Annotated in this window: 9 protein-coding genes; 5 read left to right on the top strand and 4 right to left on the bottom strand. The window is 53.3% G+C overall.

Annotated features, from left to right (window positions below; translation table 11 throughout):
- Nucleotides 1-90 (top strand): elongation factor Tu (locus AYI96_RS09005; RefSeq protein ID WP_080286574.1); only part of this gene is annotated, 90 nt, incomplete at its 5' end.
- A gap of 148 nt (nucleotides 91-238) precedes the next feature.
- Here the strand turns inward: AYI96_RS09005 and AYI96_RS09000 are convergent.
- Nucleotides 239-1,228, bottom strand: coding sequence for a hypothetical protein (locus tag AYI96_RS09000; RefSeq protein WP_144361464.1), 990 nt, complete (start codon nucleotides 1,226-1,228; stop codon nucleotides 239-241).
- 320 nt (nucleotides 1,229-1,548) lie between these two features.
- Here AYI96_RS09000 and AYI96_RS08995 point away from each other — a divergent pair, with 320 nt between their 5' ends.
- Together AYI96_RS08995 and AYI96_RS08990 are read left to right on the top strand one after the other, a co-directional pair.
- A complete protein-coding gene (locus AYI96_RS08995) occupies nucleotides 1,549-2,106 on the top strand; it encodes a hypothetical protein (protein WP_144361463.1) in 558 nt (185 codons plus the stop codon).
- Nucleotides 2,063-2,602 (top strand): hypothetical protein, encoded by a 540-nt coding sequence (locus AYI96_RS08990; RefSeq protein WP_052248146.1) that lies wholly within the window; start codon nucleotides 2,063-2,065, stop codon nucleotides 2,600-2,602. The genes AYI96_RS08995 and AYI96_RS08990 overlap by 44 nt, the downstream gene beginning before the upstream one ends.
- 1 nt (nucleotide 2,603) lies before the next feature.
- On the opposite strand, the gene AYI96_RS08985 is transcribed toward AYI96_RS08990, so the two are convergent.
- The 3 genes from AYI96_RS08985 to AYI96_RS08975 form a co-directional block, all read right to left on the bottom strand.
- Nucleotides 2,604-3,068 (bottom strand): tRNA (cytidine(34)-2'-O)-methyltransferase, encoded by a 465-nt coding sequence (locus AYI96_RS08985; protein ID WP_144361462.1) that lies wholly within the window; start codon nucleotides 3,066-3,068, stop codon nucleotides 2,604-2,606.
- Nucleotides 3,069-3,199: 131 nt separating this feature from the next.
- A complete protein-coding gene (locus tag AYI96_RS08980; protein ID WP_083399802.1) occupies nucleotides 3,200-6,064 on the bottom strand; it encodes a TonB-dependent receptor plug domain-containing protein in 2,865 nt (954 codons plus the stop codon).
- A gap of 196 nt (nucleotides 6,065-6,260) precedes the next feature.
- A complete protein-coding gene (locus tag AYI96_RS08975; protein ID WP_144361461.1) occupies nucleotides 6,261-7,781 on the bottom strand; it encodes an aldehyde dehydrogenase family protein in 1,521 nt (506 codons plus the stop codon).
- Between the two features lie 247 nt (nucleotides 7,782-8,028).
- Here AYI96_RS08975 and AYI96_RS08970 point away from each other — a divergent pair, with 247 nt between their 5' ends.
- Together AYI96_RS08970 and AYI96_RS08965 are read left to right on the top strand one after the other, a co-directional pair.
- Nucleotides 8,029-9,831, top strand: a complete 1,803-nt coding sequence (locus AYI96_RS08970) for a sigma-54-dependent Fis family transcriptional regulator (RefSeq protein WP_144361460.1) — start codon at nucleotides 8,029-8,031, stop codon at nucleotides 9,829-9,831.
- A gap of 208 nt (nucleotides 9,832-10,039) precedes the next feature.
- Nucleotides 10,040-11,023: an MDR family oxidoreductase gene (locus AYI96_RS08965; RefSeq protein WP_144361459.1), complete on the top strand. Its 984-nt coding sequence runs from the start codon at nucleotides 10,040-10,042 to the stop codon at nucleotides 11,021-11,023.
- Nucleotides 11,024-11,145 lie beyond the last annotated feature (122 nt).

Below are 11,145 nucleotides of genomic sequence, written 5' to 3'. Positions count from 1 at the left end.
CCAATCGCGATGGACGAAGGTCTGCGCTTCGCAATCCGTGAAGGTGGCCGTACAGTTGGTGCTGGTGTTGTAGCCAAGATCATCGCTTAATTGCGAGATAGGTTACTTTGAAAAGGAAGCTTCGGCTTCCTTTTTTGTTTTATAACCAAGTTACTTACACGCTTTGCTTCCTTTTATGCGCCAACGCTTAATTAATCCGGGATAGAGGATTTCTGCCTTAAGCAAGCTGTACCTTCATTTAAGGGCTTACAGGGTTACGAGCCTGAATTGCACATAAATTCAACCTGCGCTTGTCGTGCACTAAAAACAGCTTGTTATCCATAAAGCTCACCTGAGCCTTGGATGGTTTGATGTCACCGAGACTTTGAACCTGGGTTAGTGCCAGTTCAAAGGCGCTTTGCTCCTCGGTCAGTGAATGGCACTCGAAACGATTGTTACCCTTGGTTCTTAACCACAACTGTGGCCCACAATTGCTGAAGCGGGCGCTGCCTGGCGCCAGACGGCGAGACGACTGCAATAGAAGATCTTTTTCCTGACCACTGCCGAGCATTTTGGAAAGCTTGCCCAAGAGGCTATCCGGCAGGCCATATTTGTATTCTGCCAATATAGTATCTTGAGTGCCTGGTGCCGATTGCCCCTGACAGAGGCAGAAAATCTGTTTGTCACAGACCTGGATCGCTTCAAGCCAGAGTGGGCTGCCTGGCTTTAAGGCGGCGATTTCAGGTTCGTCCGGCTCCTTGTATCTGTTGACCAAGTGACAGTGATCGTCTTTGATAAATAGCCAGGAAATGGCTCGGCCCTTACGGGTATTGGGGGAACTCATTCGCAGTAGCAGTTGGTTGTCATCCAGCGGGCAAAGCTGCAATGGCAGAAAGTGGAAGTGTTGCTGTTCCACAGTCATGGAAAGCACGTCCGGATTGGCAAAGGGGTAGTGCTGCGCCTGATCTTCTGCCGGTGACTGCCAGATCCAGAGCCCGGTTTCATCCACCAAGGTGAGTTGTTGACGCCAGAGGCAGACCTGGGGATGCCCCTTAAATTGAGTGAGATCCAGCAGCAAGTCGGGGGAGTCGGCCTCGGTAGGCCAAATGGCCAGCAGCGGCTTACCCTCAGACTCATCCCACAGAGTTAACGCCAGTAGTTCTAGGGCCAGGAAGCGGGCAGCCTCCAGTAACCAGCCTTTGTGGTTGAAATCCCACTCTCTGATGATACGGCTCTTGAGTCTGTGCATGAGATCTCCGGCAATAACAGCATTGGCATTGATTGTCGCAGAAACTGTGCAATAGATCTGCTACGAAAACAGAAATTTATCGACCTGTTTATCGGGAAACTTTGATCTGTTCCAGGCGCTATTCGACTGTGGGACTTGGCGGAGTTCAAAAGCTCCCGGGCACTAACGCCCCGGGCACTAACGCCCCGGGTACTAACGCCCCGGGCACTAACTCATAGTCACGACAGCGGGTAGCCGTTTGCCGGCGCGCCAGGAAAGAGGCAAAAGGCGTTTTATGTCCTAAACTTCTTTATGCCTGCTACTCAGCCACAGAGATCCCCATGACAAATAACAAGCAGCTCGAAACGCCCACGACTCTGGATGTACTCGATTCGGCCCAATGGCTGCATATCTCGGAAACGGTAAAACTCTTGTTGTTGTCGATAGCCCAGATAGAGTTGACCCTGACTGACGGTGAACACAATGTCACCGGTTTAGGGAGTCTGTTTACCGACATGGCGGAGCAATTGCGTGAGGTGAATGCCTGGTTGGAAACTCAGGAGAATACTCCGGCCGAGATCCTTGATCACGGTCGCCATCTGGCCGGTAAGGTCAATGAAGGCATAGTAGCTTTTCAGTTCTATGATCGTCTGTCACAAAGGCTCAACCATGTGGTGACCGGGCTGGCGCTGACTGAAGAAGTTCTGCGGGATGAGCATAGTCGCACCTCGGAACATGCCTGGAAAATGTTACAGCGTACGATTAAGTCGACATACTCGCTGGACTGTGAACGCAAAATGTTTGATCTTGTGCTGCAGGGAATGCCACTACACGAGGCTTTGAGCCAGTATCAAGATGAACATCTCAAGCACAACAACAACCATATCGAACTCTTCTGACTTTCTACGCCTGTTTATTATTTCCCTGGCTCTGGCCTGGCAACCCGCCTGGGCCGGCAAGGCCTCCTTTAGCCAATTCTGTGAAGCGCTCAATGGCCATTGGCAGGGGGATGGCGCCCAAAGGGGGCAAACCCCGAAGGAGCTCAGCCTGGATGCCATCTGCAGTAAAGATAAGCGACAGTTGTTACTCAGCGTCAGTGAGGGCGTGCGCCACCCCCTGAGTGAAACCTGGTGGTTTCGAGACCAAGATCCTAGTGTGGGGCTCTGGTACTTTGACGGTGTGACCGAAGAACGCTTTCAATCCTTCACCCTTTACCATCAGGGCGGCGGATTTTCCCTGCTGGGTGAAGGGCGGTCCGGTGGACGCCCGGCGCTGATCCAACTGCTATTCGAAGCCGACAATGACGGCTGGCTCTGGCGCCAGAATCTGCACTATCTGGATGAGGACTCGGATAGCTATCAAACCTACAGAGCCATCTCACTGCAACCTCGCTGATTTATATAGCGCCGCTGAAACCCTGTTGACGCCATGCTTCATAGCTGATGATAGCCACTGCATTGGAAAGATTCAGGCTGCGGCTGGTGGGCACCATAGGGATCCTCAGTCTGTGCTCTGCAGCAATGCTTTGCAATATTTCCTGAGGCAGGCCGCGAGTCTCGGGGCCAAATAAGAGCACATCCCCTTGCCGATACTCGAGTTCAGAATGTGGCCGACTGCCCTTGGTGGTGCAAGCCAAAATGCGTTTGCCCGCCATGGCCGCGAGAAAATGCGGGAAATCCGGGTAGCGGTTTACTCGGGTCAGATCGCCATAATCCAGCCCGGCCCGGCGCAGTTTTTTCTCTTCCAGATCAAAGCCCAAAGGCTCTATCAGGTGTAGCTCGCAGCCGTTGTTGGCGCAGAGACGGATAATGTTGCCGGTATTGGGGGCAATTTCGGGTTCATAGAGGGCGATGTGGAACACGGGTTGACCTTATTGCATGCAGATGCGGGCATTATACCATTCCGCTAAGGAGTGTACTCTCTCAGTGAGAATGCAAAGTCGCTAGAAAGTAAAAAAGCCCCTTAAGGGGCTTTTTCAGGCGAGGTAATTGCTTACATCTCGTATTTGACAGTCAGGTAATAGAAGCGACCTATGTTGTCATAGCTGGCGCTGCCGGTACCTGTACCAGTGGTGCTGCCTGGCAGGTCACGGTCGAATGCGTTGTCTATCCCGAGACCGAACTCCAGACCATTGTCCATGGTGTAGGTGGCATACAAGTCGGTAACACTGTATGAACCATAGCTCATGACATTGGAGTAAGGCACGTCATAGTCGGCGTTGAACTGCGGAGTATACAGATCTACCGAGTCCAGATAACGTGTCTTCCAGTTCAGGTTCCAGGCGTCGTAGCTGTAGTTCAGTACCAACTGACCTTGCCACTGTGCTTCACCTATCGTGCCGGCATACTCTTCATAATCGGAGGAATCATCCTGGAAGGGATATTCGTTGCGCTCGATTAGATAGGTACCCAGTAGGTTGGTGCGCAGGTCACCGCCAAATAGCGGGAAGTCATAACCGATTTCGAAGTCGACCCCTGAGGCTTCCTGCTTGGCTATATTCTGCACAATCTGAGTGATGTTAGTGATCTCGTGTGAGGTGGCGTCACGGGTGAGCAAATCACAGTATTGGTTGTTGACCCCTGTGGGGGAGTCGATACAGCGATTGATAATATCCTGAGCAGCGATATTGGCGATAGCATCTGTGATTTCAATGTTCCAGTAATCCACCGTCATCACCAGACCTTCAACGAATGAAGGCTGATAAACCAGACCGACAGTGTAGCTGTCAGACTCTTCAGGCTCCAACTGGTCATTACCACCGGAAACCCCTTCGAGGGTTGCGCTGTCATAGCTGGAATCGAAATCAGTTGGTACCCCGAGTGCGGCGCAGTTGGCAGCACGAATCGCTCGTTGCTCTGGAGTTACCTTGGCCAGTTCGCTGGTTTTACAGGTGTCATCAACATTGAAGAAGTTCTGACCTTGGGCACCATAGTATTCGCTGATGTTAGGGGCGCGCAGAGCGGTAGACAGAGTCGAACGCAGGCGCAGCGAATCTATGATGGTCCAGTCCAGACCCAACTTCCAACTGGTAGCATCGCCAATGGTGGAGTAGTCAGCGTAGCGGACCGCGCCATCCAGAGTCAGGTTCTGGATACCAGGTAGGTCTTCCAGCAGCGGCACAGAGATCTCGGCATAGATTTCTTTGACATCGAAATCACCGCCTTCACTCTGCAGGGCGTTAAAGAAGGTGGCGCCGGTAGCGGCAAATGGATCTTCGTTGTTCTGACTCTTTTCCTTGCGGTATTCGATACCGGAAGCGAAACCTACCATACCGGCAGGCAGCTCAAACAGGGCAGAGTTGGACATAGAGCCGCCGATTACATACTGCTCGATTTTGAATTTACCTGTAGTGGTAGTACTGAACCAGTCGGCAGCTTCGCGGGTTACCGCTCCGTCACCAAACAGATTGACGGGCACACAACCTGCGGCCTGGGCATCTGTGTCACGACAGACAATTTCGCCGCTGACAGGATCGCGAATAGCATCTACAGACTGCTGGAAATTTTTATAGATCAAGTTGTTGTAATTGGTACGGGTCTGCTCTGTCTGACCATAGATGGCATAGGCTTCCATCTCCCAATCTTCCAGCACTATACCATTTAGACCGAGCACATACCTTTGGGTGGTACGCTCATCATCTTCGGTGCGGGGACCCAGATCCGACATAAAGCGGTTGACTACCACAGAGTCTGAGCCGACCTGATCCATCAAAGCGCCAAGTTCATCGGAAACGTAGGGGTTATCACGGGTTACTGTCGTATAGTCATCTCTGAAGAAGAAGAACGCCGGTTGCCCTGAAGTGGTGGCATTGGTTCGGCTCCACTTAGCCTCGAAATAACCGTTCAGGTTATCGGTAAAGTCATAGTTGGTCTTGAAGTTGATGGTGGTACGATCAAACTCGGGCTGCAGTTCTTCCCACTGACGCAGGTTGATATAGTCACAACCCTCACCGGCACATTTTATACCGTCCGTGATTTCACCTAGACCAATAGTTTTCGGAGTACCGTCCGGGTTGAAGCTATAATAACCCGGTGTTCCGCCATAGAAGCCAACAACACCGGCATTATTGATCCCCCAGTAACCGGCATTTGGCAGCAGCTGCTTAACAGTGCTGTCATCGATAGTATTATTGAGCTCGCTCCAAGAAACCGCTGTTTGGTCACGTTCCAGCATTCCGAGGCGATCTTGCTGTGAGTATTCGACCGAGATAGCCGCGTTACCGCGATCATTATCAAAGTTGGAACCATAGGCCAGACTGAAGCGCTGGTTATTGTAGTCGCTGTCATCGGCAATACCGGCGGCAGCAGAGGCTGAGAAGCCTTCAATCTTCTTCTTCATCTTGAAGTTAACAACACCGGTAACCGCATCGGCACCGTAAATCGCCGAGGCGCCACCAGTGATGATTTCAACACTATCGACCCATTCGGTTGGAATGGTGTTCACGTCGACAGAGGATGTGCCTGGGCTACTGGCCACATGACGCTTGCCATCGACCAGTACCAGGGTTCTGGCTGCGCCCATGCCACGCAGATCCAACAAGTTCAGACCGGCAGTACCGATAGAGCTTCCCGAGTTGGCCAGTGAGTAAGTGTTTGCCAGAGCTGGCAGTTCGTTGAGTGCTTCACCTATGTTAACGGCCCCTGTTTTAATCAGAGACTCGCCCGAAATAACGGTAACCGGGCTGGGGGCAATAGCGCCCTCACGCATAATGCGTGAACCTGTTACCTGGATTTTTTCAATCTGCTGCTCATTTTGTTCCTCTGCCATGGCCGGAGAGGCCACTGCCAGAGAAGCAAAACCCGTTGCTGCAAAAAGTGAAAAGCGAATGGCGTTCGCCAGCAATTTCTCTTTTAACATACCAACTCCCTATGAAATTGTTTAGATATTGTTATTTATGTTTCTTGTTGTAGCTAAACAATACTAGTATTTGTGAAAATCTCTTTCAATAGTTGATCTGTTGATATTCTTTGTATTCGCAAATGTTAATTTAATGTATTAGTTTTGTGCAATGAAAAGCCCGACAGAAGCCGGGCTTGTTTTGACTGTGTTTGATTTAGAAGAAACCCAAGGGACTGGTGGAGTAACTCACCAGCAGATTTTTGGTATTTTGGTAGTGAGACAGCATCATTTTGTGGGTCTCCCGGCCGATACCTGACTTCTTGTATCCTCCGAAAGCGGCATGTGCCGGATAGGCATGATAGCAGTTGATCCAGACTCGTCCTGCTTGGATCCCCCGCCCCATACGCTGTGCCCGATTCATATCCCGGGTCCAGACGCCGGCACCCAAACCATACTGAGTGTCGTTGGCAATGCTGAGTGCTTCTGCTTCATCTTTGAAGGTGGTTACAGCCACCACTGGGCCAAAGATCTCCTCCTGAAATACCCGCATCCGGTTATGGCCGCTGAGTATTGTCGGGGTAACATAATAGCCCTGACTCCGGGAACCCGGCAGGCTGTTGGCCTGACCGCCAAGCAGTACTTTGGCGCCTTCATTGCGGCCAATTTCCAGATAGCTGAGAATCTTGTCAAACTGCTCCTGTGACGCTTGAGCGCCGACCTGAGTGTCGGTATCCAGCGGATCTCCCTGTTTGATACTCTGGGCTCTGGCGATGACCCGCTCGATAAACTTGTCGTAGATGGACTCCTGGATCAGTACCCGGCTGGGGCAGGTGCAGACTTCACCCTGGTTGAAAAAGGCCAGCAACATGCCTTCGACCGCCTTATCCAGATAGTCGTCTTCCTGTTCCAGGACATCGGCGAAATAGATGTTGGGGGATTTTCCGCCCAGCTCAACGGTCGAGGGGATCAGTGACTCGGCGGCGCACTTGAGTATGTGATAACCCACTTCGGTTGACCCCGTGAAAGCCAACTTGGCGATGCGTTTGCTGGTGGCCAACGCTTGACCCGCCTCGGCGCCAAAGCCGTTGACGACATTAAGCACCCCGGCAGGCAGCAAATCTTGAATCTGCTCCAGCAGTACCATGATGGAAACCGGTGTCTGCTCCGCCGGCTTGAGTACGATACAGTTGCCGGCCGCCAGTGCCGGGGCTATCTTCCAGGCCGCCATCAAGAGTGGAAAGTTCCAGGGAATGATCTGCCCAACCACGCCCAAAGGTTCGGGAAAGTGATAGCTGACCGTGGTGGCATCAATATCGGCAGCACTGCCTTCCTGCGCGCGAATACAGCCGGCAAAGTAACGGAAGTGGTCCACCAACAGGGGTAAATCGGCATTGAGGGTTTCCCTGACCGCCTTACCGTTTTCCCAGGTTTCGGCCACTGCCAGCATCTCCAACCTCTGCTCTACTCGATCGGCAATGCGCAGTAACAGATTGGCCCGTTCGGTGACTGAAGTCTTACCCCAGCTCTCTTTGGCGGCATGGGCCGCATCCAACGCCAGCTCGATATCCCGGGCATCAGAGCGGGCGGCCTGACAGAAGACTTCGCCGGTGACCGGGGTACGGTTATCAAAGTATTGTCCGCCAACCGGCGCGAGCCACTTTCCACCAATAAAATTGTCGTACTTGTCCTTGAACTGCAGCAGGGCACCCTGAGTGCCGGGTTGGGCATAAATCATGGTGAGTTTCCTCGTCTTGTTGAAAGGTTTTTCTTGTATTTATCTGTTCGGCCACAGCGGCCTTGGCTCAGGTAAACGCAAAGGCCGGGCCAGTGTTAGCCTGCTTGTTCATTTATTGTGCTAACAGTATGATGAAAAACTAAATTTGCGATTGCTGTATCTTGGCGTGGTGCCGGGTACTCGAGTTGTCTATCGCGCAAACTGTGGCAAAAAGGTACACACAGGTGTACCAGAATGGAGCAGGGCTATGACACTCAAGACCCATTCCCAATCCTGGTTATCGGCTTCCTGGCAACGTTGCCAGGGGGCTGGGCTCAATCCCGCTGCCATACCCGATGAACTCAGGCTCAATACTGCTGCTCTTGATGAGCGGCGCCAGCGCCATGGCCGGCTGCTGCAAGCCGTGGAGCACAGTGCTCTGCCACTGTTCAATCAACTTATGGGGCGAACCCAGAGTCGGCTCATCCTCTCGGATCCTCAAGGTTTTGTGCTGCAGCACTGGGGCGTGAGCCGCTACTCACAAAAGCTGGCCAATATTGCCCTGGATACCGGGGTCAACTGGCTGGAGCAATACAAGGGAACCAATGCCATAGCCGCGGCACTCAGCGAACGCCAGTGTGTTTCGGTTATCGGTGAGCAGCACTTTATCAAGAGCCACAGATTTATGAGTTGCACCGCCAGCCCGCTGTTCTCCCCGGACGGTGAGTTGCTGGGAGCCTTGGATATCACCAGTGAGCAGCAAATCCATACCCCAAAGACAGCCATTTTGGTGTCCAGTTTGGCGCAGCAGTTGGAGCTGGCCTTATTGTGCCGACTTCCCGGCGCTGCTGTTCGATTGGATCTGGCGCCGCAGCAGGCCCTGCTGCATTCAGGTTGGCAAGGCGTGTTGGTGCTCGACCTTGATGGACGGGTGCTGGGCGCCAACCCTATGGCAAGGCAACTACTCAAAGGCATCAACCTGGGTCAAATTCACCAGGCCTTGTCCCCTCAGGTATTGAGCCGGGGCAGCGGCCGCTTGCAGCAGGGATTGGTGTTCAGAACCCAGGCGTTGGAGCAGCCTCAACATACCAAGCCTGTGGTTCGAGCGAGCCAGAGCCGAGAAAGCCAGAGCAGAGAAAGCAGCGCTGCTTTTAAAGAACCCAGGTTGGATCAAGCCTGGCAGCAGGCGCGTAAGGTGTTGGTACGAAATATCCCTTTGCTGATCCTCGGGGAAACCGGAGTGGGCAAGGAGCAGTTTGTCAAACAGCTGCATGTGCAAAGTTCCAGGCATCAGCAGCCTTTTGTGGCGGTTAACTGCGCCGCGATCCCGGCGGAGCTGGTGGAATCAGAGCTGTTTGGTTATCAGGCGGGTGCCTTTACCGGAGCTTCCAGGCAGGGATATGTCGGCAAAATACGTCAGGCGCACCAGGGAACCCTGTTTCTGGATGAAATCGGCGAGATGCCCCTGGCGGCCCAGAGCCGTTTGCTGAGGGTGTTGCAGGAGCGCGAGGTGGTGCCCATTGGCAGTAATCAGGCACATAGCGTCGACATTCAGGTGATTGCCGCCACTCATATGGACTTACCGGCATTGGTGCAGCAGGGGGCCTTTCGCGCCGATCTCTATTACCGGCTCAATGGTTTGCAGGTCACACTGCCTGCATTGCGCCAGCGAAGCGACCTGCGGCGTCTGATCCACAAATTGCACCAGCGCTATCGAGTTCGGCCCCAAAGCCTGTGTCCTTTGCTGGAGCAGCGATTGCTGGAATATCATTGGCCGGGAAACCTACGGGAGCTGGATAACCTGATGCAGGTAGCCTGTTTGATGGCCGAAGAGTTCCCTGAGCTCAACTGGCAAACGCTGCCTGAGAGTCTGCAGCAGACCTTGGTGGCTACAGAAGAGACTGTGACCGATTTGGTACCCGCGCCGGGCAACAATCTGCACCGCCAAATGCAGACGCAAATTCGCGACACCTGGCTGGCTTGCAATGGTAACGTCAGTGAAGCGGCACGCCGCTTGGGGATTAGCCGCAACACCCTATACCGTAAGCTTAAGGCGTTGGCGCTGAAGTAGTTTTAGATGTTGGTATTTCGTTAATAATTCCGCAGTGGTAGAGCCAAGTAATGAGGCCAGGGCAACAGATTGGGATTATCGAATGTGAACCAAGCTGCGAAATAACCCATGAGTTGCACGCCTCGACACTCTGCTAATGCTCTTGTGTCCCGTCGCGTTTTTTTCCATTAGTCTTGAATTTGTATTTTTAACAGCAGGAGCGGTAATCATGTTTAAGGCACTGGTATTGACCCAAAACGATAAACGGACCCAGGCTCAAGTCACTCAGTTGCAAGACAGCGATCTGCCTGAGGGGGATGTCCTGGTCGATGTTGCCTACAGTTCGCTGAACTACAAAGACGGCCTGGCGGTGACCGGGCTTGGCAAGATTATTCGTCAATTCCCCATGGTACCGGGTATCGACTTTGCCGGTGTGGTGCGAGAGTCGGCCCATCCTGACTATCAGCCAGGCGATGAAGTGATCCTCACCGGCTGGGGCGTTGGTGAAAACCATTGGGGTGGCATGGCCGAGCGTGCCAGAGTCAAGGGTGACTGGCTGGTGCCTATGCCACTGGGTTGCACAGCCGCCAAGTCGATGATGATAGGCACCGCCGGCCTTACGGCCATGCTGTGTGTACAAGCGTTGCAGCAAGCTGGGATCAAACCGGAAGATGGCGAGGTGCTGGTAACCGGCGCCAGTGGTGGTGTCGGCTCGGTGGCCGTGACGCTGCTGGCTAAACTCGGCTTTAAGGTTGTCGCCAGCACAGGTCGCCTGGAGCAGAATGCGGCCTGGCTCAAGCAGCTTGGTGCCAGTGATTTAATTGAGCGCAGCGAGCTTGAGCAGGATGCCAGACCATTGGATAAACAGCGCTGGGCCGCCGTAGTGGATACCGTAGGGAACAAGGTGCTGGCCAGCGCATTATCACAGCTGAATTATGCTGGGGTTGCCGCGATTTGCGGCCTGGCGGGTGGCTTTGCCCTGCCAACCACGGTAATGCCCTTTATTCTTCGTGGCGTCAGCCTACTGGGAATCGACTCGGTGCAGTGCCCGGCCGCCAAGCGCCGCGCTGCCTGGGAGCAGATAGTGGCTTTACTGCCTGAGAGTTACTATCAAGAGGCTTGCCATGAAATCACTCTGGAGCAGGTCCCCGAGGCCGCAGCGCAAATCGTTAAAGGTGAAATCAGCGGCCGCACTCTGATTAAAGTCGGCTGATCCTCGCCTAAAGGGGCCTCTGGGCCCCCAACAGTTTGTTGTGACTTGTCCTGAATACAGTTAGGCCCCAGCAATACGGCTTCAACCCAGCTTTTATGTTTATATTCATTCTATTGAGTCAG

It is taken from the genome of Shewanella sp. MSW, from assembly GCF_007636515.1.
Taxonomy (GTDB): Bacteria; Pseudomonadota; Gammaproteobacteria; order Enterobacterales; family Shewanellaceae; genus Shewanella; species Shewanella indica.
Note: the sequence above shows the minus strand (reverse complement) of the source record. Positions and strands in the feature narration are given on the sequence as shown.